Source organism: Streptomyces sp. LS-MS-L19 (genome assembly GCF_058382285.1).
The window spans coordinates 6,921,778-6,947,903 of sequence record NZ_JBYCLL010000001.1 but is presented as its reverse complement, the minus strand read 5'-3'; the positions used below and the strand labels follow the sequence as shown (position 1 = coordinate 6,947,903).

The following is a 26,126-nucleotide window of genomic DNA, read 5'->3' as shown; positions in this document are numbered from 1 at the left end:
CGAAGCCTACGTAGGCGAGCGCCGGCCCTTCTCGCCCCCACCTGGCCGTCAGCGCCCCGGACGCACCGTCAGGTCGTTGATCTCCGCGTCCCTCGGGAGGTCCAGCGCCGTCAGGATCGTCGTGGCGACCGACTCCGGGTCGATCCACTGCGAGGCGTCGTACTCCTTGCCCTCCTGCTGGTGGACCTTGGCCTGCATGGGGCTCGCCGTGCGGCCGGGGTAGACCGAGGTGACGCGGACGCCGTTGCCGTGCTCCTCGTGGCGCAGGGAGTCCGCCAGTGCCTTCAGGCCGTGCTTGGAGGCCGCGTAGGCGGACCAGTCGGCGTGGGCGGTCAGGCCCGCGCCGGAGTTCACGAACAGCACCTGGCCGCGGGCGGCCCGGAGTTGGGGCAGGAAGTGGCGGGTCAGCTCGGCCGGGGAGATCAGGTTGACGTTCAGCTGGTGGCGCCAGGTCTTGGGGGTCAGGTCGCCCACCGGGCCCAGGTCGACCACGCCCGCGATGTGCAGCAGGGAGTCCACCCGGTCGGGCAGCGACTGGTGCGAGAAGGCCCAGCTCAGTTTGTCCGGGTCGGCCAGGTCACCGACCAGCGTCCGCGCGCCCGGGAACTGGGCCGCCAGCTCCTTCGCACGGCCCGCGTCGCGCGCGTGCAGCACGAGTTCGTCCCCGCGCGCGTGCAGACGGCGGGCCACCGCCGCGCCGATGCCGGAGCCCGCTCCGGTGATCACATGTGTAGCCATGCCGCCATGCTCGCATCACGCGGTCACGGGGTACCGAGCGACTCCTCCAGGTACGCCAGCGCGCCCACCGGCTCCTCCGCGAAGAACACCAGGTCGGCGAGCGGACGGGGCAGGAACCCCTCGTCCTCCATCCGCCGGAACTGCTCCTTGAGGCCGTCGTAGAAGCCCGCCGTGTTCAGCAGCACCACCGGCTTGTCGGTGTGCCCGTGCTTCTTCAGCTCCAGGATCTCGGTCGCCTCGTCGAGGGTGCCGGTGCCGCCCACCATGATCACCACGGCGTCGGCCTTCTCCAGGAGCAGCTTCTTGCGTTCGGCCAGATCGGCGGCGATCACCATCTCGTCGACGCCGGGCCGGACCTTGGAAGCCAGGAACGTCACCGAGACCCCGACGAGCCGCCCGCCCGCCTCCTGCACACCGTCCGCGACCACCTTCATCAGGCCGACGTCCGAGCCGCCCCACACCAGCGTGTGCCCACCCTTGCCCAGCAGCTTCGCGAACTCCCGCGCGGGGCGCGTGTAACGGTCGTCGAGGTCGGCGGCGGAGAGGAAGACGCAGATTCGCATGAGGTCACCGTACGCGGGAAGAACCGGGGGCCCGCGAGCGCTCTTCCGGTATGGCCGAAGGACACACGATCACCATCGAGCAAGTCGACCAGCACGTGCGCGTGGTGCACGGCGACCAGGTCCTCGCGGAGAGCGACCGCCCGCTGGTCCTCAGGGAGACGGGCTGCCCCGCGCGGTACTACCTGCCCGCCGAGGACGTACGGCTGGAGCTGCTGACCCCCTCCGACACGCACACCTACTGCCCCTTCAAGGGCACCGCGTCCTACTGGTCGCTGCCGGACGCGCCCGACCTGGTGTGGTCGTATCCCGACCCGAAACCCGCCGTCGCCGAGATCAAGGACCACCTCTGCTTCTACGAAGTCGACGTGTCCTGACCGATGATTTCCGTGCCGTGCGGCAGTCTCGGAAAGCATGGACAAGAAGACCCTCTCGCGCGACGGCACCCCGATCGCGTACGAACGCACCGGGCAGGGCCCGGCCGTCATCCTCGTCAGCGGCGCGATGTCCACGGGCGGCACGGTCGCGCCCCTGGCCGTGCCGCTGTCCGAGCGGTTCAGTGTCTTCGTGTACGACCGCCGAGGGCGCGGCGCGAGCGGCGACACGGCCCCCTACGCCGTGGCCCGCGAGGTGGAGGACCTCGCCGCGCTGATCGAGGAGGCGGGCGGCGAGGCGAGCCTGTGCGGCATCTCGTCCGGCGGCGCGCTGGTGCTGGAGGCCGCGGCGAGCGGGCTGCCGGTCCGCCGGGTCGCGGTGTACGAGACGCCGTTCGCCGACTTCCTGGAGGGCGGCGCGGAGCAGAACGCCGAGTACACCGAGAAGTTGACGGCCGCGCTCGCCGAGGGCCGGCGCGGGGACGCGGTGGAGCTGTTCCTGCGGCTCACCGGCATGGGCGAGCAGATGATCCAGGGCGCCCGCAACTCCCCGATGTGGCCCGGCATGGAGTCCGTCGCCCCGACCCTCGCCTACGACAACGCGGTCATGGCGGGCGGCCTGGTCCCCCGGGACCGGCTGGCCTCGGTCACGGTCCCGGTCCTGGCCGTCGCCGGCGGCGCGAGCCCCGAGTGGATGCGCGAGGGCACCAGAGCGGTCGCGGAAACGGCCCCGAACGGCGCGTACCGCGTCCTGGAGGGCCAGACCCACATGGTCGACCCGACCGCCCTGGCACCGGCCCTGGCGGAATTCTTCGCGGAGTGACCGGCCGGCCACGCGTGCCCGGTGAGCGGTCAGGCCACTCCGGCCGTCGCGCGCGTGGTCGACGCGATCGTCGCCGAGCCCACCACACGCGTGTCGTCGTACAAAACAATCGCCTGGCCGGGGGCGACACCGCGGACGGGCTCGGTGAAGGTCACCTCCAGGGTGCCGTCGACGAGTTCGGCGCGGACCTCGGTCTCGCCGCCGTGGGCGCGGAGCTGGGCCGTGTAGGTGCCGGGGCCCACCGGGGCGGTGCCGCACCAGCGGGGCTTGATCGCGGTGAGGGCCGTGACGTCCAGGGCCGCGGCCGGGCCGACCGTCACCGTGTTGTTCACCGGCGAGATGTCGAGGACGTAGCGCGGCTTGCCGTCGGCGGCCGGGGTGCCGATCCGCAGCCCCTTGCGCTGGCCGATGGTGAAGCCGTACGCGCCCTCGTGGGTGCCGATCTTCGCGCCGGACTCGTCGACGATGTCGCCCTCCGCCTTGCCGAGGCGGGAGGCGAGGAAGCCCTGGGTGTCGCCGTCGGCGATGAAGCAGATGTCGTGCGAGTCGGGCTTCTTGGCGACCGCGAGGCCCCGGCGCTCGGCCTCGGCGCGGATCTCGTCCTTGGTGGTGACGGTGTCGCCGAGCGGGAACAGGGCGTGCGCCAGCTGCCGCTCGTCCAGGACGCCGAGGACGTACGACTGGTCCTTCGCCATGTCCGAGGCGCGATGCAGCTCGCGGGAGCCGTCCGCGAGGGTGACCACCTTCGCGTAGTGGCCCGTGCACACCGCGTCGAAGCCCAGCGCGAGCGCCTTGTCGAGGAGCGCGGCGAACTTGATCTTCTCGTTGCAGCGCAGGCAGGGGTTGGGGGTGCGGCCGGCCTCGTACTCGGCGACGAAGTCCTCGACGACGTCCTCACGGAAGCGGTCGGCAAGGTCCCACACGTAGAACGGGATGCCGATGACGTCGGCGGCGCGGCGGGCGTCGCGGGAGTCCTCGATGGTGCAACAGCCCCGCGCGCCCGTGCGGAAGGACTGCGGGTTCGCGGAGAGGGCGAGGTGGACGCCGGTCACGTCATGGCCGGCTTCGGCGGCACGGGCGGCGGCGACGGCGGAGTCCACTCCTCCGGACATGGCGGCGAGAACGCGAAGGGGGCGCTGCGTGGTGTCAGTCATAACCCTTCAAGAGTACGGGGGCGCGGGAACCGGGGCCGCCGGGTATCCGTTGACGATCACATGGGGGCGACAGAGGGTTCCAGGGACACCGACCGGCGCATCGGGCGCCGGGCGCTGATCGTCGGCGGGACGGCGGCCGCGGTGGGCTCCGCGGTGCTGGCCCGTGACGAGCTGGCGCGGCTGTGGTGGCGGGCGCCGGGCGTGGAGAAGCCGCGGGTCGAGGGCGCCGTCGACTTCCGCGGCGCGCAGTGGGTGGCGGCCTCCGACGCGAACTGGCGGCGCGCGGACCGGCCCGACGACTACGGCGTAGACATGGTGGTCATCCATGTCACCCAGGGCAGTTTCGCCAGCGCGGTGAAGGTGTTCCAGGACCCGGGGCACGGTGCGGCAGCGCACTACATCGTCGGCAAGGACGGCCGCATCACCCAGATGATCCGCGAGCTGGACGTGGCGTACCACGCGGGCAACCGCTCCTACAACGAACGCAGTGTGGGCATCGAGCACGAGGGCTTCGTGGACCGGCCGGAGGACTTCACGGCCGAGATGTACGCGGCCTCGGCGCGGCTCACGGCCGGGATATGCGCGCGCTACGACATACCCGTCGACCGCGAGCACATCATCGGCCACGTGGAAGTGCCGGGGACGGACCACACCGATCCGGGCAAGCACTGGGACTGGGACCGGTACATGAAGCTGGTCCGCGGGGCGAGGAGCGCCCCCGCCCAGGTGTGAACTTCCGGCGGTGATCGCGTGCCCGACATGTCCCGCACCCCGATCATGACCTGCGGACAGTCAACTTGGCTTTTCTTCAAGGGAGTTGACCGGACGCCGGCTTCACAGCTTCCCGGGCCCGCGCCCAGGTTCACCTCAGTGTTCCCCTAGGCCGCGGCCCGAAGCTCCCTGGCCATGACACACACCGCAGAGCCGGACCGAGGCGCGTACGCGCGGGACGGCCAGAAAGCCAAGGGCGAGCACCACATGGAGATCAGAGGTCACAAGAAGGGTTTGCACCGGCGGAAGTTCCTCGGCGGTATGGCCGGCGCGGGCCTCACCGCGGTGAGCGCGGCCGGGGCGACCTTCTCCCTGCTGACCGACGGCACCCGCAGCAAGGCGGCGGCCGCGACGGACCGCATCCTCACCGTCCCGGAGTTGCTGGAGGGCACCACGGCCGACGGTACGACCACCTACACCCTGGCGGCGCGGACCGGCACCGCCGAGGTGCTCAGCGGGGTCACCAGCAGCACCGCGGGCTACAACCAGTCGTTCCTCGGCCCCACCCTGAAGTGGACCAAGGGCGACACCGTGCTGCTGAACATCACCAACAGCCTCACCGAGGACACCTCCGTCCACTTCCACGGCGCCCATGTCCCGCCCAGGATGGACGGCGGTCCGCAGAACGCCTTCTCGACCGGGACGGTCTGGTCCCCCACCTTCACGGTCATGGACGAGGCCAAGACCCTCTGGTACCACCCGCACGCCCTGGGAACCACGGCCAAGCAGGCCACCCACGGCCTGGCCGGAATGATCATCGTGGAGGACGACTCCACCACGTCCGCCGCCCTGCCCGGCGAGTACGGCGTCGATGACATCCCGCTCATCTTCCAGTGCCTGGCCGTGGACAGCGCCGGAGACATCAAGTACGACCAGAAGGGCTATCTCAGCTCCGGCCTCAGCTTCCCGCTGCTGGTGAACGGCGAGAACGTCGACGACACCACACTCGGCTTCTCCGCCACCAGGACCCGCAACCGCTTCCGGGCGCTCAACGCCTCGCCCTCGGACATCATCACGCTCCAGCGCAGCGACGGTGGCACGCTGACCCAGATCGCCACCGAACAGGGTTATCTGACGGAGGCGACCGAGGTCACCAGTATCCGGCTGGTGGCCGGCGCCCGAGCCGAGTTCGTCATGGACGTCACCGCGGACGTCACCCTGGAGGCCGTCGTCACGACCGGCTGGATCCGCGGCGGCTCCGGCACCTACGAGTTCCTCACCGTCCGCGCGGGCGGCACCGACACCCCGGACGACCTGCCGAGCACCCTCAACACCATCGAGCGGTACGACACCTCCGGCTTCACCGCCCGAACCATCACGCTCAGCAACACGGGCGCAACCATGAAGATCAACGGCTCGGCGGGGCTCACCATGTCCAGCATGGCCATGATCAGCACCACGCTGGGCGCGAAGGAGATCTGGACGATCACCAACGCGAGCCAGCTGGAGCACTCCTTCCATCTGCACGACGTGCCCTACCAGTTGATCTCGATCAACGGGGAGGCCCCCACCGGGGTCGATCTGGGCTGGCGCGACACCTACGAGGTGGTCGGCGGCGGCACCCTCGTCATCGCCATGGAGTTCACCGACTTCGCCGACGACACGTACATGTACATGCTCCACTGCCATCTGCTCCAGCACGAGGACCAGGGAATGATGGCGTCCCTCATGGTCACGGAGAGCTGAACGGTCGCGGAGAGCCGAGTTCAGAGCACGGCTGCCGCCGGCAGCGCCAGGGCCGGCGGCAGCCCCTGCCCGAGGGCACCTCGCCACAGCCGCGGGAAGGAGGCGGCGAAGGTGAGCGAGGAGGCGATGAGACAGGCGCAGAGGTAGAGGATCAGGGTGCGGCCCGCGGTGGGTTCGCCGACGTGCAGCGCGACCACCCCGGCGACCAGGCCGAGCCCGAGGAGCAGGTTGTAGACGGCGACGCCGGAGCGCCACAGGGTGACCTCGGGGGCGTCGGCGGGGGACGTGGTGAGGAGGACGCGGACCGCCGCACGGCCGTAGAAGAAGCGTTCGAGCACGCCGACGGCGAGATGGGTCACGGCCGCGAGCAGGGTGAAGACCTGGGATACGAGGTTCACGCCAGGAGTGTCCTGCTCGGGGACCGTTACGTCAGCCCCGCCGCGCGAGCGCGCTCCACGACGGGGCCGATGGCCTTCGCGAGCGCCTCGACGTCCGCCTCGGTGGAGGTGTGGCCGAGGGAGAAGCGCAGGGTGCCGCGGGCGAGGTCGGGGTCGGTGCCGGTGGCCAGCAGGACGTGGCTGGGCTGGGCCACGCCGGCGGTGCAGGCGGAGCCGGTGGAGCACTCGATGCCCTGGGCGTCCAGGAGGAGGAGCAGGGAGTCGCCCTCGCAGCCGGGGAAGGTGAAGTGGGCGTTGGCCGGGAGCCGGCCGCCCGGTGCCGGGTCGCCGCCGAGGATCGCGTCCGGGACCGCCGTACGGACCGCCTCGACCAGGCTGTCGCGCAGGGCGCCGATCTCCGAGGCGAACCACTCGCGCTGTTCGGCGGCGAGGCGGCCGGCCACCGCGAAGGAGGCGATGGCGGGGACGTCGAGGGTGCCGGAGCGGACGTGGCGCTCCTGGCCGCCGCCGTGCAGGACGGGGACGGGGGTCCACTCACGGCCGAGGACGAGCGCGCCGATGCCGTACGGCCCGCCGATCTTGTGGCCGGAGACGGTCATCGCGGCGAGGCCGGAGGCGGCGAAGTCGACGGGCACCTGGCCGAAGGCCTGCACCGCGTCGGCGTGCAGCGGGACGCCGAACTCAGCGGCGACGTCGGCGAGTTCGCGGACCGGCAGGACGGTGCCGATCTCGTTGTTGGCCCACATGACCGTGGCCAGGGCGACGTCGTCGGGGTTCTGGGCGATGGCCGCGCGCAGGGCGTCGGGGTGGACCCGGCCGTGCTTGTCGACGGGGAGGTACTCGACGGTGGCGCCCTCGTGCTCGCCCAGCCAGTGGACGGCGTCGAGGACGGCGTGGTGTTCGACGGGGCTGGCGAGGACCCGCGTCCTTGCGGGGTCCGCGTCACGCCGGGACCAGTACAGGCCCTTCACGGCGAGGTTGTCGGCCTCCGTGCCGCCGGAGGTGAAGACGATCTCGCTGGGGCGGGCGCCGAGCGCCTCCGCAAGCATCTCGCGGGATTCCTCGACCGTGCGGCGGGCCTTGCGGCCGGATGCGTGGAGGGAAGAGGCGTTGCCGGTGGCGCCGAGGTGGGCGCTGAGTGCCTCGACCGCCTCGGGAAGCATCGGGGTGGTCGCGGCGTGGTCGAGGTATGCCATGGTGACGCCGATTCTACGGGGCGTACCCGAGCGGCCTCAGGCCAGGACCGGCCGGTCCCGGCGGCCTCACAGGTTCCAGGATACCGTGCTGTCGAACTGCATGAAGGCCACCAGGACCAGCAGGTCGGCCACGCCGAGACCGAGCCCCAGGTAGGCGCGGCCGCGGCGGGCGGTGCCGCGCCACAGGGCCACGGAGGCCAGGACGATGGCGATCGGGCCGAGGAAGACGTTGAGGACGAGAAGGCCGAGGAGTCCGAGGACGAAGGACGCGACGGCCATGCCGTCGGCGTCACGGGCCCCGGTGCGGGGGCTGGCCTGCGCGGTGAGCTGCATGGGAATCAGTGCTCCTGGGGACGGTGGGGCGGCGGTCAGTGGGACGGGGTGCGGCGGCGGGCGTGACGCTCGCGGAGCGCGAAGACGCCCAGCCAGACGGCGATCACGGCGGCGGCGACGGCGGTGAAGGTGAACGGCGCGTGGGCGACGGTGCCCAGGACGACGCCGAGGAGCATGAGTGCGGCGACGAGGAACAGCATGGGACGGATCCCCCTCCGGTCGTTACGTTTGGGTGAACAGTTGTAGTTACAGTTGTTCACTGACTCTAGAGTCTAGCGCGCTGTACGGCTTTCCAATTACGGAGAACAGTTGTTAACTGGATGACATGAGTCACACCCTCGGCATCCGGCAGGCACAGAAACAGAAGACCCGGCAGTCGCTCCTGGACGCGGCGCTCGGACTGCTGGAGGAGCAGAGCCTGAGCAGCCTGGGTCTGCGTGAGGTCACCCGGGCCGTCGGCGTCGCCCCGACCGCCTTCTACCGCCACTTCCGCTCCATCGCGGATCTCGGCGTGGCCCTGGTCGAGGAGGCGCTGGGCAGCCTGCACCCCATGATTCGGACGACGGTGTCCACGGTCGACGACCACGACCAACGCATCGAGCGCGCCATCGAGTTGATCGCCGGCCATGTCCACGGGTACCCCGCTCACGTCCGTTTCATCGCCCGCGAACGACATGGCGGAGTCCAGCCGGTGCGGGAGGCCATCCGGGACCAACTGGCCCGCTTCGGGCAGGAGGTGAAGGAGGAGCTGGCCAAGGACCCCGTGTCCGACGGCTGGAGCGACGACGACCTGCTCATGCTCGCCAACCTCTATGTCGACCAGATGCTGATCACGGCCTCCCTGTTCCTGGAGGCACAGGAGGCGTCGGACGAGGAGCGCGCCCGGGTCGCCCAGGTGGCGAAGCGACAGATGCGGTTGATCAGCGTCGGCCGCCATCACTGGCTGGACTGACCCAGCCGCAGCACGCGTCGGCAGCGCACAGGGGCGGCACCCCCGTTCACCGGGAGTGCCGCCCCTCTCGTACGGCGATTTCGCGCCAGGTCAGCTCTTCGTGGCCGCCGCGCTCGCGGCACCGCTGGGCGCGCCGCTCGGGGCCGCGCCGCCGGTGCCCCCGCCGGGACCGCCGCAGCCGCCGCCCATACCGCCACCGGGGCCGCCCTGCCCGCCCTGTCCGCCCCGCCCGCCACCGGGCGCGCCGCTCGGCATGCCGGAGGGGTTCCCACTGGGCGCGCCCGAGGGCCGGACGGTGGCGTTGCCGGTGGGAGCGCCCGAGGGGGCGCCGCTCGGCATCCCGGAGGCGTTGCGGGCCTGGCAGTTCTGCTGACCCGAGGTGCCGCTGTTCGAGGTCGACGACGAGTCGCCCGAGCCGCAGGCCACCAGGGCGAGGGGCGAGAGCGCCAACAGGGCCGCGGCGGGGAGGAGACGCAGACGCTTCATGAGAGACAGCTCCAGGGAGGATGAGGAAGTCCTGAGGCCCGGAACTCAACCAACGCCGTTTAGGGGCCCCTTGAGTTCGCGCTGTCCTCCGCCTGTGCGCCGGGCAAAGCGCGTCTAAAGCACCCCCTCCGAGCTGGGGTTCTCCCCCGGCCGCTCCCCTGCCCGCTGGTACAGGGCCGTGACAGAGGCGGCCGCCCCGGCCAGTTCCGCGCGTACCTCGGGCGGTGCGAGGACCTCCACCCGGTCGGAGAACATCAGGAGTTGGCGGGCCTCGACGACCGCGCCGAACACCAGCCGGGCCGTCACCCACCCGCCTGTGCCGTCGCGCTCGGGGGGTTCGGCCAGATACGGCGTCATCAGCCGCCGGAACAGGTCGAGTCGGTCCCGGCGGACCCGCACGGTGACCTCGACCCCGGTGGGGCGCTCCTCGACCTGGCGGCGCAACTCCTCCCAGACATCGGCGAGTTCGGCACCCGGCCGCCGCCGCACGGGGTCGTCCAGCACGGTCGCGGAGCGCACCCGGTCCACGCGGAACAGCCTCGGCAGCCCGCGCCGGTCGGCGACCAGGTACCAGACGCCCGCCTTGGCGACCAGGCCGTACGGATCGACGGTGTACGTCCGGGTGGTGCGCTCGCCGCTGTGCCGGTAGCGCAGCCGCAGCCGGCGGTCGGTGAACACGGCGTCCTGCAACACGTCCAGGTCTGCGGCGGGTTGCGGGCCGCCCTTCCAGCGGGTGGCGTCGACCAGGACCCGGCGGGAGGTCACTTCGGCGGCCGGGCGGTGCGGGGCGGGCAGCGCGGCCATCACCTTGCGCAGGGCCGAGCCCAGGGCGGAGTCCAGGCCGAGGGCCGCGTGGACGCCCTGGGCGGTCAGGACGAACAGCGCGCGGGACTCGTCGGCGGTCAGGCCGGTGACGTCGGTGCGGAAGCCCGCGAGGAGTTCGATGCCGCCGTGCCGCCCACGCTCGGCGTAGACCGGGACACCCGATGCGGAGAGGGCTTCGACGTCCCGGTAGACGGTGCGGACGGAGACCTCCAGCCGCTCGGCGAGTTCGGGGGCGGTCATCCGGCCGCGGGTCTGGAGCAGGAGCAGGATCGACAGGAGGCGGTCGGACTTCACCCCACCAGGATCCCTCCCGGGGCCGGGCTCAGCCCAGCCGCACCCGGGCCAGCTGCCGCGACTGCGCCACCAGCCGGTCCGCGCTGTCCCAGACCTCGGCGTCCTCCTCCAGGAAGCCGCCGGCGAGGTTGCGGGTGGTGATGGAGACGCGCAGGGGGCCCGGGGCCGGGCGGCACCGCACGTGCACGGTCAGTTCGACCGTCGGCACCCAGCCCTTGAGGCCGATCTCGAAGGCGGTCGGCGGCAGCGCGTCCACGGCGAGGAGCAGCGAGAGGGGGTCCATGTCCCGGCCGTCGGCGAGGCCGAACCAGGACCGCATCTCGCCCCTGCCGGAGGGTGCGCCGAGGGCCCAGCCCAGGGTCGAGGGGTCCAGCTTGAGCATCAGCCGCTCGGTGATGGCCGAGCTGCCGTCGACCGGGGCCGGGCCGTCCTCCGGGCCGAAGCACTGGTCCATCGGCGGGAACGCGGGCGGCTTCGCCGTCGTACGGACGTCGTCGGGGAGGGTGTCGAGGTCGCCGTAGGAGGCGAGGACGCGGATCCGCTCGACCTCGGTGCCCTCGTCGTCGTACTGGAAGAGCGAGGCCTGGCCGGTGGAGAGGGTGCGGCCGGTGCGGACGACGTCCGTGCGGATGACCGCGGGTCCGGGCTGGGACGCGGTCAGGTAGTGCGCGGAGATGGTGAACGGGTCGGCGTGCGGCAGGGCGTCCGCGAGGGCGCGGCCCAGGACCGCCAGGAGGTAGCCGCCGTTGACGGCGCTGATGATCGTCCAGCCCGCGGAGAGGTCGATGTCGTAGACGCCGGGGGCGCGGCGGGTGACCGCGGTGTCCCGGTCGAACTCGCTGTCGCCGATCGTGGCCCGGGTGACGGAGGCTGCTTCTGGCATGCCTGAACGGTACAACAACCAACTACTAAGCGGTAGCTTTCCTCGGGATCACGGAAGACCGTTTCAGGTGAGACCCCGGCAATTTCTCGGTAAGTGTCCGTACTCGTCCGTAAACCCGGGGCCTGCCCGCCCCCTCTACAGGGACATGAGCCTCACCGGGACCGCGTTCCTCTACACGCTGATCGTGCTGTCCGTCGTCGCCGTCGCGCTTCCGCTCGTTCTGTGGTCGCGGATCGGAGGGCCGCGGGCCCTGCGCGCCACCGCCCGGCTGCTGATGGTGCTGTTCGCCCAGGGCACGGCGGTCGCCCTCGTCTTCGTGCTGGTCAACAACCAGAACAACCTGTACGACAACTGGGCCGACCTGCTCGGCACCGGCGACCATGTCCAGCAGGCCGCCAACCTGGGCACCGACGGCACCGGCGGCATCGCGCTGAAACGGCTGCCCAGGGTGAAGCAGCGCTTCACGAACGCGGGCGGCCCCGGCATGAAGGGCGTGCGGGTGACCCAGCTCAAGGGCCGCGTCTCCGGGGTGAACGCCGAGGTCTACGCCTGGCTGCCGCCGCAGTACCACGAGCCCGCCTACCGGCACCACAAGTTCCCCGTGGTGGAACTGCTGTCGGGCTACCCGGGCTCCGCGAAGGCCTGGTTCGGCTCGCTGCACGCGGTGAACCAGCTGGCACCGCTCATGCGGAGCGGCCGGGTGGCACCGTTCATCCTGATCGCCCCGCGGATGAACCTGCTGGCCGGGGTGGACACCGGCTGCGCCAACATCACCGGCACGGTCAACGCCGACACCTGGCTCAGCGTGGACGTGCCGAAGATGGTCACCGACAACTTCCGCGCCCAGCCCGGGCCGGCCGGCTGGGCGGTGGCCGGGTACTCGGCGGGCGGGCACTGCGCGACCAAGCTCGCCGTCGCCCACCCCGACCGCTACCGGGCCGCGGTCAGCATGTCCGGCTACAACGACCCGATCGGCGAACGCAACTCGCTGGCCTCCGAGACCCCGGCCCTGCGCCGCGCCAACAACCCCTACATGCTGCTGCGCGACGACCGCGTCCCGCCCGCGATCGCGCTCTACGAGTCCGGTCAGCCCGGTGACGGCTACGAGGCGGCCGTGGGCCTCGAACAGGTCGCGAAGGCGCCGACGACCGTGCACGTCGTCTACATCCCGAAGAGCGCGGGCGGCCACAACATGGCGCTGTGGCGGCCGCAGGTGGTGCCGTCCTTCGTCTGGCTGACCGAGGAGATGGGCCTGCTGCACGGCCGCGCGGGCGCTACTCCTCACGCACGGTCGAGCGCCGGTTCCAGGCCCGCGGAGCTCGCCAGTGGAACCGCATCGCGAGCAGGCGCAGTACGAAGGCCGTGAGCGCCGCGAGCCCGCTGGTGAACGGGGTGAGGGCGTCGTAGCGGATGCACAGGACGACCATGGTGGCGCCGACGATCGCCGGGACCGCGTACAGGTCGCGGTCCCAGCGCAGCAGCGAGGGCACCTCGTTGGCGAGCACGTCCCTCAGGACACCGCCGCCGACGGCGGTGGCGAGACCGAGGGTCGCCGACTGGGTGAGGCCGAGCCCGTACTCGTACGCCTTGGTCGTCCCGGCGACGCAGAACAGGCCGAGGCCCGCCGCGTCGAAGACGTTCACGCCGACCTGGATGCGCTCCACGTGCGGGTGCAGGAAGAAGACCAGGAGGGCGGCGAGCAGCGGGGTGAGGAAGTACCCGAGGTCCGTGAAGGCGGCGGGCGGCACCGCGCCGATGATCAGGTCCCGGAACAGCCCTCCGCCCAGCGCGGTGACCTCGGCGAGCACGGCGATGCCGAACACGTCGAAGTTCTTGCGGACGGCCAGCAGCGCGCCGGAGATGGCGAACACGAAGATGCCGACGAGGTCGAGCGTGTGCTGGACGGAGGGGCTGAACAGTTGCTGGAGCACACCGCATTCTTGCGCAGGGGCTCCTAGAGGGCCGGTTTGCCCTTCGTGAAGAGCCAGGTGCGGAACAGGTCGTCGAGCTGCTGTCCGCTGACCTTCTCGGCGAGCCGGACGAAGTCGGCGGTGTCGGCGTTGCCGTAGCGGTGCAGCTTGGTCCAGGCCGGCAGGAGCTTGAAGAAGGCCTGGTCGCCGATGCGTTCGCGCAGCACCTGGAGGGTCATCGCGCCGCGCTGGTAGACCGCGGAGGCGAACATGGTGTCGCGCTGCGGGTCGCCGACGACGGTCTGCCAGAAGGCGCTGTCGGCGGGCCGGGCGTCGTAGCCCGCGATGAAGGAGTCGTGGGCGCTGCGGGTGCCCTTGTGCTCGGCCCACAGCCACTGGCTGTACGTGGCGAAGCCCTCGTTGAGCCAGATGTCCTTCCAGTGCGCGACGGAGACGCTGTCGCCGAACCACTGGTGGGCCAGCTCGTGCACGATCGTCGTCTCGTTGCGGACGGCCGAGTAGACCGGCTTGGTCTGCACCTCCAGCGAGAACCCGGCCTGCGGCATGTCGTCGACGATCGCGCCGGTCTCCTCGAAGGGGTACGGCCCGAAGACCTGCGACCAGTAGTCGGTGGCCTCGGCGGTGACGCCGTACACGTCGACGTTGTTGCTGTTCTCCAGCACCGGGTCGATGGCGGTGTAGATGGGGATGCCGCCGGGTGTCGTCCCGGTCCGCACGTCGAACTTCCCGATGGTGGCGGTCGCGAGGTAGGTCGCCATGGGCTTCTTCTCGCGCCAGTGGGTGTACGTCGAGCCGCCCTTGTCGTACGTCGACACGAGCCGGCCGTTGGAGACCGCGGTCAGGCCCTTGGGGGTCCTGATGCGGATGTCGTAGGTGGCCTTGTCCGAGGGGTGGTCGCTGGACGGGAACCAGGTGGAGGCGGCGTTGGGTTCACAGGCGACGAAGACGCCGTCGGGGGTCTTCATCCAGCCGTAGTCGGAGCCGAAGACGATGGGACCGCTGAGGGGTTCCGGGACACCGCCGTAGGTGACGGCGACGGTGAAGTCCTTGCCCTTGCGCAGGGATTGGCGCGGGGTGATGCGGATCTCGTCGCCGTCGCGCGTGAACTGCGCCCGCCTGCCGTTGACTTGGACCTCGGTGACCTGGAGTTGCTGGAGGTCCAGGTCGAAGGAGGAGAGGTTCTGGGTGGCGCGGGCGGACAGGGTCGTACGGCCGTCCAGGCGGTCGGTGTCCGGGTCGTACGCCACGTCGAGGGTGTAGTGGCGGGCGTCGTAGCCGCCGTTGCCGAGGTTCGGGAAGTAGGGGTCTCCGATGCCGGGGGCGCCGGGTCTCGGGCCCGGGGCGGCCGCGATGACAAAGAAGGAAGCCGCCGCGGTCGCGACGGCTCCTAAGCGTGCCGAACGGGAGAGTCTCATGGTGTCGTCCCTTTCGAGCGTGTACCGATAAGTCGGACACGGACGACTCTTCACTCTCCCGTTCGGGCATGTGCATGACTTTGCCAACTCGTCATGCGTTACTTCTCGGTTGACTCCTGACCGGGGGCTTCCGGTTCGGTGGTGTCGTCGGACGACTGCGGCTCGTCGTCCGACTGCGGGTCGACGACGGGAGCGACGGGGGACGTCTTCGCTCCGGGACCCGTCTTCACCGTCGTGACCTCGGGCTTCTCCGGAACCTCCTCGGACGCCTCCGTGTCGGCCGGCTCGGCCGTCTCCGGCGAAGCCACCTCCGCCGCCACCGCCGCCGACGTCTCCGCCGACTCCTCCAGGACCTCGTCGGCGACCAGCGATGCCGCCTCCTTCGCGACCGACAGCAGGACCGTGTCCTGCGGCGCCTGGTCCGCGAAGTTCTCCGGGTGGTGGCAGGCCACGCGCTGGCCGGGACGCAGCTCGATCAGCGCCGGTTCCGTCGTCTTGCAGATCTCCGTGGCCTTCCAGCACCGCGTGTGGAAACGGCAGCCGGAGGGCGGGGAGATCGGGGACGGGACGTCGCCGCGCAGCAGGATGCGCTCGGACTTGGCACCCCGGCGCTTCGGGTCCGGCACCGGGACCGCCGACATCAGCGCCTTGGTGTACGGGTGCATCGGCGCCTCGTACAGGGCGGTGCGGTCGGCGAGTTCGACGATCTTGCCGAGGTACATCACCGCGATACGGTCCGAGACGTGCCGTACGACGGACAGGTCGTGCGCGATGATCACGTACGTGAGGCCGAGCTCCTCCTGGAGGTCGTCCATGAGATTCACGACCTGCGCCTGGATGGAGACGTCCAGCGCGGACACCGGCTCGTCGGCCACCACCAGCTTCGGCTTCAGGGCGAGCGCCCTCGCGATGCCGATGCGCTGGCGCTGACCGCCGGAGAACTCGTGCGGGTAGCGGTTGTAGTGCTCGGGGCTCAGGCCCACCAGCTCCAGGAGGCGCTGGACCTCCTTCTTCACCCCGCCCTCGGGCTCCACGCCCTGGAGCCGGAAGGGCGCAGAGACGATTCCGCCGATGGTGTGCCGGGGGTTCAGGGAGCCGTACGGGTCCTGGAAGATCATCTGGATGTCCCGCCGCAGCGGACGCATCCCGGCCGTGTTCAGCCGCGTGATGTCCTGGCCCTCGAAGTGGATCGTGCCGCCGGTCGGTTCCTGGAGGCGGGTGATGACCCGGCCCATGGTCGACTTGCCGCAGCCCGACTCGCCGACCACGCCGAGCGTCTCGCCCTTGCGGACCTCGAAGTCGATGCCGTCGACCGCCTTGACCGCGCCGACCTGCCGCTGGAGCACGCCCTTGCGGATCGGGAAGTGCTTCTGGAGGCCCTCGACCTTGAGCAGGACCTCGGAGTCGGCGGCTTTCTTCGTCTCACTCACAGCTTCGGCGCAATCTCTTCGGTCCAGATCCGCGTGCGGTCCTCCTGCGAGAGGTGGCACGCGGAGAAGTGCCCGCCGCCGACCTGCTGGAGCTCCGGGCGCACGGTACGGGTGACATCGCCCTTGGGGATGTCCGCGTACGGGCAGCGGGGGTGGAAGGCGCAGCCCGAGGGGACGTTGATGAGGCTCGGCGGCTGGCCCTTGACGGGGATCAACCGCTCGGACGTCTCCCGGTCGATGCGCGGCATCGAGCCCAGCAGGCCCCAGGTGTACGGGTGCTGCGGGCGCTCGAAGACGTCGTCGACACTGCCGCGCTCCACGCACCGGCCGCCGTACATCACGAGGACGTCGTCGGCGATCTCGGCGACCACACCCAGGTCGTGGGTGATGAGGACGACCGCGGAGCCGAACTCCTTCTGCAGGTCCCGGATCAGGTCGAGGATCTGCGCCTGGACGGTGACGTCGAGGGCGGTGGTCGGCTCGTCCGCGATGAGCAGCTCGGGGTTGTTGACCAGCGCCATCGCGATCATCGCGCGCTGACGCATACCGCCGGAGAACTCGTGCGGGTAGCTGTCGACCCGCTTGCCGGGCTCGGGGATGCCGACCCGGTCGAGCATCTCGACGGCCCGCTTGCGCGCGGTCTTCTTGTTGACGTCGTGGTGGACCCGGTACGCCTCCACGATCTGGTTGCCGATCGTGTAGTACGGGTGCATCGCGGACAGCGGGTCCTGGAAGATCATCGCCATCTCGCGGCCGCGCAGCCGGCGCACCTCGTCCGGGTCGGCGGAGACCAGCTCCTTGCCGCCCAGCCAGATCTCGCCGGACATCTGCACGTTCTTGCCGCGCGCCCCGAGCCGGTGCAGGCCCATGATGGCCAGCGAGGTGACGGACTTGCCGGAGCCGGACTCGCCGACGATGCAGAGGGTCTTGCCCTTCTCCACCTGGAAGCTGAGCCCGTCGACGGACTTGACCAGGCCGTCGTCGGTCGGGAAGTGCACCTTGAGGTCGCGGACCGCGAGGAAGGCGTCGGGAGCGTTGCCGGGCCCGGGCTCGCCCAGGGCGGCACCGGTCTTGGAGAGTTCGGTCACGAGAGCCTCACCCGCGGGTCGGCGGCGGCGTACAGCAGGTCCACCAGGAGATTTGCGACTACGACGAAGATGGCGGCCAGCAGCGTCACGCCGAGGATCGGGGGCAGGTCGTTGTCGGTGATGCCCTGGACCGCGTACTGACCGATGCCGGGCAGCGAGAAGACGGTCTCGGTGATCACCGCACCGCCGAGCAGCAGACCCAGGTCCATGCCGAACACGGTGATGATCGGCGTCAGCGCTGCCCTCAGGCCGTGCCGACCGACCACGTTGCGCTCGCGCAGGCCCTTGGCGCGGGCCGTGCGGATGAAGTCCTCGTTCATCGTCTCCAGCATGCCCGAACGGGTCAGCCGGGCGTAGATGGCGGAGTACAGCAGAGCGAGCGAGCACCAGGCCGGGAAGAGCGTGTTGGCCCACTGGGCCGGGTTCTCCGTGAACGGCACATAGGTGCGGCCGAAGATCGGCCACTGGTAGGTGAAGAGCAGCAGCGCCAGGTTGCCCGTGAAGAACATGGGCAGCGAGACACCGGCGAGCGCGACGCCCATGAAGCTGCGGTCGAAGAAGCTGCCGGGCTTGAGCGCGGAGATCACACCGATCACGACACCGGAGACCAGCCACAGCACGGCGGCACCGAGGGCCAGCGACGCGGTCACCGGGATGCGCGAGGTGAGCTGCGGCCAGACCGCCTCGTGGGTCTTGAAGGAGTAACCGAAGCACGGCGCGTCGCAGTGCGCGGTGGTGGGACCCAGGTTGTAGGTGGCCCCGGACACGACACCCTTGATGAAGTGCCAGTACTGGAGGTACAGGGGGTCGTCCAGACCCAGGTTCTGCTTGACCGCGAGGATGTCCGCCTTCGACGGGCTCTTCCCGAGGTACTGCTGCGCGAGCTGGTCGGCGGTCTGACCGGCCATCCGTGGCAGCAGGAAGAAGATCGCGAAGGTGACCGCGGTGACGACCAACAGCAGGATCACTGCCGCGAACGTCCGACGGAGGATGTACGAGATCACGGGGACCGGCGCTGGTGCCCGTGGGCCGCGAAGCCCACGGGCACCAATGCCTTCACCTGCCTTCCGGGGCTACTTCTTGGTCGTGCCGATGTTGAGGTAGTCGTACTGACCGCTGAAGGCCGCCGAGGACACCAGGTTGGTGAAGCCGGCCGGACGGTACAGCAGGACCTTGAAGTAGGTCAGCGGGACCAGCGCCGCCAGGTCCATCGCACGCTTGTCGATCTGCCCGTACAGGGCGTTGCGCGCGGTGTCGTCCTCGGTGGCGATGGCCTTCTCCAGCATCTCGTTGATCTGCTTGTCGTTCAGATACGAGAGGTTGGTGTTGCCGGACGCGCCGATCGCGTCACCGTGCAGGATCTGCTGGAGGAAGCCGTAGCCGGAGGGCCAGTCGGCACCCCACTGCATCATGTGCAGACCGATGTTCTGCTTCTTGTCGAAGCTCGGCACACCCGCGTAGTCGGTGAAGTACTTGCCCGACGGGTACTGCTTCATGCTGGCGTTGATGCCGACCTTCTTCAGCGAGGCGATGATCGCGGTGGCCGCGTCGATCTCCTGCGGACGGTCGCTGCGCGCCGAGATGTTGGTGCTGATCGTCGACTTGCCGCAGGCCTTCAGCTGCTCCTTGGCCTTGGCGACGTCACCCTTGTTGCCGGTGGTCGCGTAGACGTCGGCCTTCTGGTAGCCGGGGATGTCCGGCGGCAGGACGGTGGTGGCGATGTCACCGCGGATCGGGCCGCCCTCGGCGGTCTGCACGGAGACCTTGTCGATGGCGTACTCGACGGCCTTGCGGCACTCGACCTTGTCGAACGGCGCGACCTGGGTGTTGATCGCCATGTAGACCAGACGGCCACCGTAGGTGTTGTCCGTGTTGGCCTTCAGGTTGGAGTCGTTGACGACCTTCGCCTGGGTCGCGGCCTGGACGCCGGTACCACCGAGGTCGATCGCGTCACCGGCCTGGACGTCCTGGTCGATCGTCTCGGCGTTGACCTTCAGCTTGACGACGATCTTGTCCGGGTACTGCTTGCGCAGCGGGTCGGTCTTCGCGTCCCAGTTCTCGTTGCGCACGAGGACGGCCTGCTGGCCCTCCTTGTAGCTCTGGAACTTGTACGAGCCCGAGGAGACGATGCTCTTGACGTAGTCGACGCCGGTGTCCTTGGCCTGCGGGACCGGAGCCGTCTGCGGCGTGGCGACCAGGTAGTCGAACTCCTGGAAGGGGCGGTTGAGCTTGAAGACGATCGTGGTGTCGTCCGGCGTCTCGATGGACTTCAGGCCCTCGGCGCTCTTGTCCTTGTAGGGGCCCTTGTACTTGTCGCCGCCCTCGAGGAACTGCTGGAAGTAGTTCGGGCCGAGGGAGAGCACGTCACGCGCGAAGTTCGAGCGCTCGACGGCGTACTTGACGTCCTTCGAGGTGATCGGGGTGCCGTCCTGGTACTTCAGACCCGAACGGATCTTGTACGTCCAGGTCTTGCCGCCGTCGCTCGGCTGGCCGGCGCTCTCGGCGAGGTCCGGGACCAGCTTGTTGCCCTCCTCGCCCGGACCGGGCTGGAAGGTCATCAGCGGGCGGGCGTACAGCCGGCTGAGGTTGTACATGTAGGCGTAGTACGTGTTGCCGGGGTCGAAGGAGTCCGGGACGTCGGAGTACTCGTACGTGACCGTCCCACCCTTCTGGGTGGAGGCGTTGACGACACCCTTGGTCGCTGCGTTGGCCCCTGCCGACTTGCTTCCGTCTCCACCGTCGTTGTCATCGGCCTTGCTGCAAGCCGAGAGCAACAGGCTCGCACTGCCGATGGCCGCCACTGCGGCCAGCGCTGACCTTCGCATGATGGTCTGCTTCCCCTTCAATTGTCGGAAATCTTGTGGACTCTCACCGCGGCCGCGGGTCAGCGGCTGCGCGGGTCGAGAGCGTCGCGGAGACCGTCGCCGAGCAGGTTGAACGCCAGGACGGTCACGAAGATGGCCAGACCAGGCACGATCATGAACTGGGGGTCGACCTGGTAGTAGTCGACCGCCTGGTTGATCATGCCGCCCCAGGACGCCTGCGGAGGCTGGATGCCGACGCCGAGGAAACTGAGGGACGCCTCGAAGAGGATGTTGGTCGGGATGAGCAGCGTCGAGTAGACGATGATCGGGCCGACGAGGTTCGGCAGCAGCTCCCGGAAGAGGATGTAGGGCCCCTTGGCCCCCATCCCCCGGGACGCGTCGACGAACTCCCGCTCGCGCAGGGCCAGCGTCTGGCCGCGCACGATGCGGCCCAGATAGGGCCAGTTGAAGAAGCCGATGATGAAGATCAGCACGCTGATGTGCAGCGGCAGGCCCTCGAGGCCGAAGGCACCGCCCTGCAGGGTGGCCGAGATGGCGATGGCGAACAGCAGCAGCGGGAACGCCAGGAAGGTGTCCATCAGCCGGCTGATGATCGTGTCGACCCGGCCGCCGTAGTACCCGGCGACCACGCCGAGGACCGCGCCGATCGTGTTGGACAGGATCGTGGCACCGAAGGCCACGACCAGGGAGACCCAGGAGCCCTCGAGGATGCGGGTGGCGATGTCGCGGCCGAACTTCGGCTCGACGCCGAGCGGGTGGTCCCAGCTCATGCCGCCCCAGTCGCCCTTGGGCAGCGAGGTGTTGGGGTCGATCAGATCCTGGTGCAGGGCGTTCGGGTCCAGCCCGAAGAGGGCCTGGATGGGACGGGACAGCACCGCGACCAGGATCAGCAGGATGACGATCACGCCACCGGCGACCGCCACCTTGTCCCTCTTGAAACGGGACCAGGCGATCTGCCCCAGGGAACGGCCCTCGATCTGCCCCTTGCCGGCCCCGGCGAGGACAGCCTCAGGCTGCGCCTCGGCCTGCGCCCCGGTGGTCTCGATCGGTGCGGTCACAGTGACCCGACCCCTCTCGCCGGTGGTGACCGGCCTACACCTGCCGTGGATTACGGCTTTGTCGACTTGCTCAGCTCACAGGAACATCTGATCCTGCGTCTGCCTGGGGAGTCTTCAGCTTCGCTGCGATCACCCGCCAGGCCTGGCGAGGAAAGTATGCGTAACCGTGATGCAGTACGAGGGATTCCGTTATCCGAACAACGGGTAACGCCTCCCGGACGCATGCCAGTTGGGACAGAACGGCACAATAAGCGACATCGGTGATGATCCGCCGCTATCTACGCGCGAAGAAATGTGGCTGTTACGTAAACGAGCCGAACGGGTTGCTTTGACTCTCAGTAACCGCCACGGGCCGGCGGGTAGCCGTACCCCGCCGCCGGGGCCTGGACGGGAGCGCCGTGCGCCTCACGGTCGTAGAAGGGCCGGGCCCCCGCGCGCATCCACAGCGCCACCGGGTCGTACTCGTCGGACATCGCCACGGTCGACACCGGCAGCCCCTCCGGGACCGCGCCGATGGACTGCTGCATCATCGCGCGCACCGAGTCCACGGCCGACGGGCTGGTGTCGTACACATCCAGGCCGATGGCCAGATACGGCGCCCCCAGCGCCGGCTGCACCCAGGCGCGGCGCAGCGAGCGGACCGCCGGGGTGCGGTGGGCGTTCTGCACGAGCAGGGCGTAGAACTGCGGGACCTCGATACCGGGCTCCGAGAGCCGGAGCGGGCCCGCGGGCTGGCGCTCCAGGCCGGTGGCGATGCGGCGCAGGTCGAGCCAGGGGATGCCGACGCCACCGCCGGGGGCGTGCGGGTTCAGCCAGAGACCGTAGTGGTCGGGGTAGAGGGTGCGGGCGACGTCGATGCCGTCGACGACCTCGTAGGAACGGTTCCAGCCGCTCGCGGAGAGCTCCTGGGCCGAGGTCACGCAGGGGGCGTAACCGTGGCCGTCGACCTCCATGTTTCCGTACTGGGCGTCCGGGGAGCCGGACTGGCCGTGCCACAGCAGCATCCAGATCTGGCCGGCGGTCGGGGTCGCGAGGGCGCGCAGCAGTGCCTCGTAGGCGTCGTAGCGCCCGGGGGTCACCTGGCGCAGCATGTGCTCGACCGAGCCGGTCGCGGTGCCGCTGGCGCTCACGTCGTATCGCCCCTTCTTGAAAGTTCCCCGAGTATGAAACCAGCTTAAGCGCCTACCGGGTGGGGACCTGTGCGTCGTCGGCGGGTGCGCGTTGTCCGTGGCTGGTCGCGCAGTTCCCCGCGCCCCTGAGCGGGTTCGACTAGCCCTGGGTGTAGAAGGGCCGTACCTGTCCTCGCATCCAGTGGCCCACCGGGTCGTCCGCCACGTCCAACAGGACCAGGTTGACGGGCCACTTCACCGGGGTCGTGCCCAGCGCCCGGCCGAGGGCGTCCATCGGGAGGGTGCGCAGGTCGCCCTCCCACTGGGAGAGTTCGACGCCGACGAACATGACCGGGTCGGACGTCTCGATGGCGGCCAGGCAGCGGCGGGCGGTGAGGACCACGCCGGTCGCCGCGAACTCCGCGGACGCGGCCGCGAGGAAATCGACCGGGTCGTCCTGCCAGTCGGGCTCGTAGAGCTTGACGCGGCCGCCGGTGTTGGGGCCGTCCAGCGGGGTGCGGCCGACGCGGCAGAGGTCGGCCACCGCGGCGGGCGGGAGCGGGACGCCGACCACGCCGTCGGGGTTCACGGCGATGCCCACGTGCGGGGGCAGACCGCGGGCGAACTCCACCGCGGGGGCGATGGTGTACGACAGGTGCGAGCCGACGACCTGGCGGAACTGCTCCTCGGAGCTGAAGACCGGGACGAACGCCTGGCCCCCGAGCTCCAGCGTGGGCAGGTCGAGGGGGCCGCTGTGCGGGCCGCCGCCGTTGGGCAGCGGGACCCAGACGAAGCTGCGGCCCAGCACCTCGATGATCCGGCCGCCCGCCGAGGGCATGCCGAGGGAGGCCGAGAGCACCTCCTCCAGCTCGTTGCCGGGCCACCCGCCGTGCGGGTGGGGGTGTGCCGACTGTGCCGGGAAGTCCGCGGGAAGATCCGCCGGGAAGTCCATCTGTCTGACCGCCTGCTGTGAACCGCTGATGTGGCTGAAAGGCTAGCGGGTGCGGACGGTGTGTGGCTCAGCCCGTGAAGCGGATCGCCTGCGGGGCATGTGGCTCAGCCTCAGCAGCCGAGCCGCCGCGAGGCGTATGGCTCAGCCCGTGAAGTCGATCCGCCGTAGTACGTCCGCCGCGTCCCGGTCGATCAGCACCGCCGAGCCGCAGCCCGGGGGCAGGTCGCCGCGCTCCACGGAGCGGATCAGCCGGGCGGCCGCGCCCCGGTGCCGCAGGAAGGCGTACCGCGAGACGCCCCGGCCGCGCTCGCGCTGGCCTTCCAGCGCGGTGTCCGCCGTGACGTCGAGGAGCAGCAGGTGCAGGGTGCCGCCGCGGCGCCGGGCCTCGCGGGCCAGCCAGCCGCGCACCCAGGTCTGGGTGCCGCAGTCGTGCACCACCACTCCCCCGCCGGAGCGCAGGGCGCGGCGCAGTCCGGCGTAGTGCGCGAGCCGGACCAGGGGGCGGTAGACGGCGTACGGCAGGAAGCGGGACAGCCGGCCGTCCCAGCGGTCCCGGGTGTCCTGGGAGTCGATCCGGGTCCCCGTGACCGCCCGCTTCATCAGGGTGGACTTGCCGCTGCCGGGCAGGCCGGTGATGACGACGAGGTCCTCGGGACCGAAGAGCAGGGCGTGCGGGCCGTGGCCCGCGCGGTCGCGCAGGTCACGGACGACCGGGTGGGCGCCGCGGGCCTCGACGGCCGGGGCCGCGGGCTGCTTGGGCAGCGCGATGCCCGAGGTCGTCGCGTACGCGGTGGTCCTGTTCACCGTCATCGTCCTCCTCCGGGTTCAGGGCTTCCCCTCCCCACCGAGCGTAAAGAGAAGGTAATGGATGATCTCTCGCGTTTCTGTACGCGTACCGCCACAAGCCGGTTACAGAAGGGGACCGGGAGGGTGCGCCGGGTGCGGCCCTGCCGTCGGCCTCCGATGCGTGCAATGATGTCCGCGCCAACTGCATACCGGCCGTTTGAATCCGCGCGGGAGAGTCCCGGGTACATGTACCCGGGCGCCGAAGGAGCAAGTCCCTCCCTTGAATCTCTCAGGCCCCGTTACCGCGCGGGCGAGGCACATCTGAAAAGCGGGCCGCCGACGCCGGTGGCCCCACCCACGGTGCAAGCCATGTCCTTCATGGCGAACCTCTCAGGTTCCGATGACAGATGGGGAGGAACGACCTCGCCCGTCATGCCTTGGATTCTGGAGACGACCGCTCTATGACCAGTTCTGCGCCCCGGCACACCGCGCTCGACGCCCTGCACCGCTCCCTCGGTGCCACGATGACCGACTTCGCCGGCTGGGACATGCCCCTGCGCTACGGCTCCGAGCGCGACGAGCACAACGCGGTGCGCACGAAGGCCGGGCTGTTCGACCTCTCCCACATGGGCGAGATCACCGTGACCGGTCCCCAGGCCGCCGGACTGCTGAACCACGCCCTCGTCGGCAACATCGCCTCGGTCGGTATCGGCCGGGCCCGCTACACCATGATCTGCCAGGAAGACGGCGGCATCCTGGACGACCTGATCGTCTACCGCCTCGCCGACACCGAGTACATGGTCGTCGCCAACGCCTCCAACGCCCAGGTCGTCCTGGACGCGCTGACCGAGCGCGCGGCCGGCTTCGACGCCGAGGTGCGGGACGACCGGGACGCCTACGCCCTGATCGCCGTACAGGGGCCGGAGTCCCCCGGGATCCTCGCGTCGCTGACCGACGCCGACCTGGACGGGCTCAAGTACTACGCCGGTCTGCCGGGCACGGTCGCCGGGGTGCCGGCGCTGATCGCGCGCACCGGCTACACCGGGGAGGACGGCTTCGAGCTGTTCGTGGCGCCGTCCGACGCGGAGACGCTGTGGCAGGCGCTGACCAAGGCGGGCGAGGGCGTCGGACTCGTCCCCTGCGGGCTGTCCTGCCGGGACACGCTGCGCCTGGAGGCGGGCATGCCGCTCTACGGGCACGAGCTGTCCCGCGAGCTGACCCCCTTCGACGCGGGCCTCGGACGGGTGGTGAAGTTCGACAAGGAGGGCGACTTCGTGGGCCGCGCGGCCCTGCGTGAGGCCGCGGAGAACGCGAACCACGAGCCGCCCGTCCTGGTCGGCCTGATCGCCGAGGGCCGCCGGGTCCCCCGCGCCGGGTACGCCGTCGTCGCCGAGGGCAAGGTGATCGGCGAGGTCACCTCCGGGGCGCCCTCCCCCACGCTGGGCAAGCCGATCGCGATGGCCTACGTCGACGCCATGTACGCCGCGCCGGGCACGACGGGTGTCGCGGTGGACATCCGGGGCAGCCACGAGCCGTACGAGGTCGTGGCGCTGCCGTTCTACAAGCGCCAGAAGTAGCCGCCGTAGGCGATGCTGAGCGCACAGTCGCTGCTCACGCACGCCTTCCGCAGTCCCCCCTTCATCAGCACTTTCCCGCGTACAGGAGAATTCAGGCCATGAGCAACCCCCAGCAGCTGCGTTACAGCAAGGAGCACGAGTGGCTGTCGGGCGCCGAGGACGGCGTCTCGACGGTCGGCATCACGGAGCACGCGGCCAACGCGCTCGGCGATGTCGTCTTCGTCCAGCTCCCCGAGGTCGGTGACACGGTGACCGCGGGCGAGACCTGCGGCGAGCTGGAGTCGACCAAGTCGGTCTCCGACCTGTACTCCCCCGTCTCCGGTGAGGTCACCGAGGTCAACGAGGACGTCGTCAGCGACCCGGCGCTGGTGAACTCCGCCCCCTTCGAGGGCGGCTGGCTGTTCAAGGTACGCGTCGCGGAGGAGCCGGCCGACCTGCTCTCCGCCGACGAGTACACCGCCTTTTCCGCCGGCTGAGGAGTC

The 26,126-nt window shown here is 70.2% G+C and carries 28 protein-coding genes and 2 riboswitches; of the genes, 8 read left to right on the top strand and 20 right to left on the bottom strand.

Annotation, left to right across the window (positions count from 1 at the left end):
• Window positions 1-48: 48 nt before the first annotated feature.
• A complete protein-coding gene (locus AC2XR2_RS31160; protein ID WP_491516873.1) occupies window positions 49-738 on the bottom strand; it encodes an SDR family oxidoreductase in 690 nt (229 codons plus the stop codon).
• 23 nt (window positions 739-761) lie between these two features.
• Window positions 762-1,301, bottom strand: a complete 540-nt coding sequence (locus tag AC2XR2_RS31155) for an LOG family protein (RefSeq protein WP_491516872.1) — start codon at window positions 1,299-1,301, stop codon at window positions 762-764.
• 50 nt (window positions 1,302-1,351) lie between these two features.
• Between AC2XR2_RS31155 and AC2XR2_RS31150 the strand changes: the two genes are divergently transcribed.
• Both AC2XR2_RS31150 and AC2XR2_RS31145 read left to right on the top strand, forming a co-directional pair.
• On the top strand, window positions 1,352-1,675 hold the full coding sequence (locus AC2XR2_RS31150) for a DUF427 domain-containing protein (protein ID WP_123763241.1): 324 nt from the start codon (window positions 1,352-1,354) through the stop codon (window positions 1,673-1,675).
• 37 nt (window positions 1,676-1,712) lie between these two features.
• Window positions 1,713-2,495: an alpha/beta fold hydrolase gene (locus tag AC2XR2_RS31145; protein WP_381305087.1), complete on the top strand. Its 783-nt coding sequence runs from the start codon at window positions 1,713-1,715 to the stop codon at window positions 2,493-2,495.
• Window positions 2,496-2,524: 29 nt separating this feature from the next.
• Here the strand turns inward: AC2XR2_RS31145 and mnmA are convergent, their stop codons facing one another.
• Window positions 2,525-3,649 (bottom strand): tRNA 2-thiouridine(34) synthase MnmA, encoded by a 1,125-nt coding sequence (gene mnmA / locus AC2XR2_RS31140; RefSeq protein ID WP_330264310.1) that lies wholly within the window; start codon window positions 3,647-3,649, stop codon window positions 2,525-2,527.
• A 60-nt stretch (window positions 3,650-3,709) separates the two neighbouring features.
• Here mnmA and AC2XR2_RS31135 point away from each other — a divergent pair, with 60 nt between their 5' ends.
• Together AC2XR2_RS31135 and AC2XR2_RS31130 are read left to right on the top strand one after the other, a co-directional pair.
• Complete coding sequence (locus tag AC2XR2_RS31135; protein ID WP_491516871.1) at window positions 3,710-4,381, top strand: N-acetylmuramoyl-L-alanine amidase; 672 nt, start codon at window positions 3,710-3,712, stop codon at window positions 4,379-4,381.
• A 174-nt stretch (window positions 4,382-4,555) separates the two neighbouring features.
• The gene (locus AC2XR2_RS31130; protein WP_491516870.1) at window positions 4,556-6,106 is read left to right on the top strand and encodes a multicopper oxidase family protein; all 1,551 of its coding nucleotides are present in this window, start codon (window positions 4,556-4,558) and stop codon (window positions 6,104-6,106) included.
• A 20-nt stretch (window positions 6,107-6,126) separates the two neighbouring features.
• Here AC2XR2_RS31130 and AC2XR2_RS31125 read toward each other — a convergent pair whose 3' ends face one another.
• The 4 genes from AC2XR2_RS31125 to AC2XR2_RS31110 form a co-directional block, all read right to left on the bottom strand.
• Complete coding sequence (locus AC2XR2_RS31125; RefSeq protein WP_491516869.1) at window positions 6,127-6,504, bottom strand: DUF1304 family protein; 378 nt, start codon at window positions 6,502-6,504, stop codon at window positions 6,127-6,129.
• Between the two features lie 26 nt (window positions 6,505-6,530).
• Window positions 6,531-7,700 (bottom strand): cysteine desulfurase family protein, encoded by a 1,170-nt coding sequence (locus tag AC2XR2_RS31120; protein ID WP_381305073.1) that lies wholly within the window; start codon window positions 7,698-7,700, stop codon window positions 6,531-6,533.
• A gap of 66 nt (window positions 7,701-7,766) precedes the next feature.
• The gene (locus AC2XR2_RS31115; RefSeq protein ID WP_381305071.1) at window positions 7,767-8,033 is read right to left on the bottom strand and encodes a DUF4190 domain-containing protein; all 267 of its coding nucleotides are present in this window, start codon (window positions 8,031-8,033) and stop codon (window positions 7,767-7,769) included.
• A gap of 35 nt (window positions 8,034-8,068) precedes the next feature.
• Window positions 8,069-8,233: a hypothetical protein gene (locus AC2XR2_RS31110; protein WP_174269245.1), complete on the bottom strand. Its 165-nt coding sequence runs from the start codon at window positions 8,231-8,233 to the stop codon at window positions 8,069-8,071.
• Window positions 8,234-8,358: 125 nt separating this feature from the next.
• Between AC2XR2_RS31110 and AC2XR2_RS31105 the strand changes: the two genes are divergently transcribed.
• Window positions 8,359-8,985 carry a TetR family transcriptional regulator gene (locus AC2XR2_RS31105; RefSeq protein ID WP_330264316.1) on the top strand — a complete coding sequence of 209 codons (627 nt, stop codon included), beginning with the start codon at window positions 8,359-8,361 and terminating at the stop codon, window positions 8,983-8,985.
• Window positions 8,986-9,075: 90 nt separating this feature from the next.
• Here AC2XR2_RS31105 and AC2XR2_RS31100 read toward each other — a convergent pair whose 3' ends face one another.
• The 3 genes from AC2XR2_RS31100 to AC2XR2_RS31090 all read right to left on the bottom strand — a co-directional run bounded on the left by AC2XR2_RS31100 (window position 9,076) and on the right by AC2XR2_RS31090 (window position 11,473).
• Window positions 9,076-9,471: a hypothetical protein gene (locus tag AC2XR2_RS31100; protein WP_491516868.1), complete on the bottom strand. Its 396-nt coding sequence runs from the start codon at window positions 9,469-9,471 to the stop codon at window positions 9,076-9,078.
• Between the two features lie 114 nt (window positions 9,472-9,585).
• Window positions 9,586-10,590, bottom strand: a complete 1,005-nt coding sequence (locus tag AC2XR2_RS31095) for a helix-turn-helix transcriptional regulator (RefSeq protein WP_491516867.1) — start codon at window positions 10,588-10,590, stop codon at window positions 9,586-9,588.
• 28 nt (window positions 10,591-10,618) lie between these two features.
• A complete protein-coding gene (locus tag AC2XR2_RS31090; RefSeq protein ID WP_491516866.1) occupies window positions 10,619-11,473 on the bottom strand; it encodes a thioesterase family protein in 855 nt (284 codons plus the stop codon).
• Window positions 11,474-11,618: 145 nt separating this feature from the next.
• On the opposite strand from AC2XR2_RS31090, the gene AC2XR2_RS31085 reads away from it, so the two are divergent.
• The gene (locus AC2XR2_RS31085) at window positions 11,619-12,839 is read left to right on the top strand and encodes an alpha/beta hydrolase (protein ID WP_491516865.1); all 1,221 of its coding nucleotides are present in this window, start codon (window positions 11,619-11,621) and stop codon (window positions 12,837-12,839) included.
• Here the strand turns inward: AC2XR2_RS31085 and AC2XR2_RS31080 are convergent.
• The 10 genes from AC2XR2_RS31080 to AC2XR2_RS31035 form a co-directional block, all read right to left on the bottom strand.
• On the bottom strand, window positions 12,748-13,404 hold the full coding sequence (locus tag AC2XR2_RS31080; RefSeq protein ID WP_123763231.1) for a trimeric intracellular cation channel family protein: 657 nt from the start codon (window positions 13,402-13,404) through the stop codon (window positions 12,748-12,750). The genes AC2XR2_RS31085 and AC2XR2_RS31080 overlap by 92 nt on opposite strands.
• 23 nt (window positions 13,405-13,427) lie before the next feature.
• Window positions 13,428-14,819 (bottom strand): M1 family metallopeptidase, encoded by a 1,392-nt coding sequence (locus AC2XR2_RS31075; protein ID WP_449353193.1) that lies wholly within the window; start codon window positions 14,817-14,819, stop codon window positions 13,428-13,430.
• A 98-nt stretch (window positions 14,820-14,917) separates the two neighbouring features.
• Window positions 14,918-16,249 carry an ABC transporter ATP-binding protein gene (locus AC2XR2_RS31070; protein WP_491516864.1) on the bottom strand — a complete coding sequence of 444 codons (1,332 nt, stop codon included), beginning with the start codon at window positions 16,247-16,249 and terminating at the stop codon, window positions 14,918-14,920.
• On the bottom strand, window positions 16,246-17,337 hold the full coding sequence (locus AC2XR2_RS31065; protein WP_491516863.1) for an ABC transporter ATP-binding protein: 1,092 nt from the start codon (window positions 17,335-17,337) through the stop codon (window positions 16,246-16,248). The genes AC2XR2_RS31070 and AC2XR2_RS31065 overlap by 4 nt, the downstream gene beginning before the upstream one ends.
• Window positions 17,334-18,341, bottom strand: coding sequence for an ABC transporter permease (locus AC2XR2_RS31060; RefSeq protein WP_020139913.1), 1,008 nt, complete (start codon window positions 18,339-18,341; stop codon window positions 17,334-17,336). Before AC2XR2_RS31060 ends, AC2XR2_RS31065 begins: the two co-directional genes overlap by 4 nt.
• Window positions 18,342-18,410: 69 nt before the next feature.
• Window positions 18,411-20,162, bottom strand: a complete 1,752-nt coding sequence (locus tag AC2XR2_RS31055; RefSeq protein WP_330264324.1) for an ABC transporter substrate-binding protein — start codon at window positions 20,160-20,162, stop codon at window positions 18,411-18,413.
• Window positions 20,163-20,221: 59 nt separating this feature from the next.
• The gene (locus AC2XR2_RS31050; protein ID WP_330264325.1) at window positions 20,222-21,220 is read right to left on the bottom strand and encodes an ABC transporter permease; all 999 of its coding nucleotides are present in this window, start codon (window positions 21,218-21,220) and stop codon (window positions 20,222-20,224) included.
• 335 nt (window positions 21,221-21,555) lie between these two features.
• Window positions 21,556-22,350, bottom strand: a complete 795-nt coding sequence (locus AC2XR2_RS31045) for an enhanced serine sensitivity protein SseB C-terminal domain-containing protein (RefSeq protein ID WP_381305051.1) — start codon at window positions 22,348-22,350, stop codon at window positions 21,556-21,558.
• Between the two features lie 139 nt (window positions 22,351-22,489).
• The gene (locus tag AC2XR2_RS31040; protein WP_330264327.1) at window positions 22,490-23,281 is read right to left on the bottom strand and encodes an enhanced serine sensitivity protein SseB; all 792 of its coding nucleotides are present in this window, start codon (window positions 23,279-23,281) and stop codon (window positions 22,490-22,492) included.
• A gap of 141 nt (window positions 23,282-23,422) precedes the next feature.
• The gene (locus tag AC2XR2_RS31035; protein WP_491516862.1) at window positions 23,423-24,091 is read right to left on the bottom strand and encodes an AAA family ATPase; all 669 of its coding nucleotides are present in this window, start codon (window positions 24,089-24,091) and stop codon (window positions 23,423-23,425) included.
• Between the two features lie 194 nt (window positions 24,092-24,285).
• Window positions 24,286-24,382, top strand: a riboswitch (glycine riboswitch).
• Window positions 24,383-24,484: riboswitch (glycine riboswitch) on the top strand. It begins immediately after the preceding riboswitch.
• A 44-nt stretch (window positions 24,485-24,528) separates the two neighbouring features.
• Here AC2XR2_RS31035 and gcvT point away from each other — a divergent pair.
• Both gcvT and gcvH read left to right on the top strand, forming a co-directional pair.
• Entirely contained in the window at window positions 24,529-25,644 is a 1,116-nt protein-coding gene (gene gcvT, locus AC2XR2_RS31030) for a glycine cleavage system aminomethyltransferase GcvT (RefSeq protein ID WP_491516861.1), read from the top strand.
• Between the two features lie 98 nt (window positions 25,645-25,742).
• On the top strand, window positions 25,743-26,120 hold the full coding sequence (gene gcvH / locus AC2XR2_RS31025) for a glycine cleavage system protein GcvH (RefSeq protein WP_007384830.1): 378 nt from the start codon (window positions 25,743-25,745) through the stop codon (window positions 26,118-26,120).
• The last annotated feature ends 6 nt before the right edge of the window (window positions 26,121-26,126 follow it).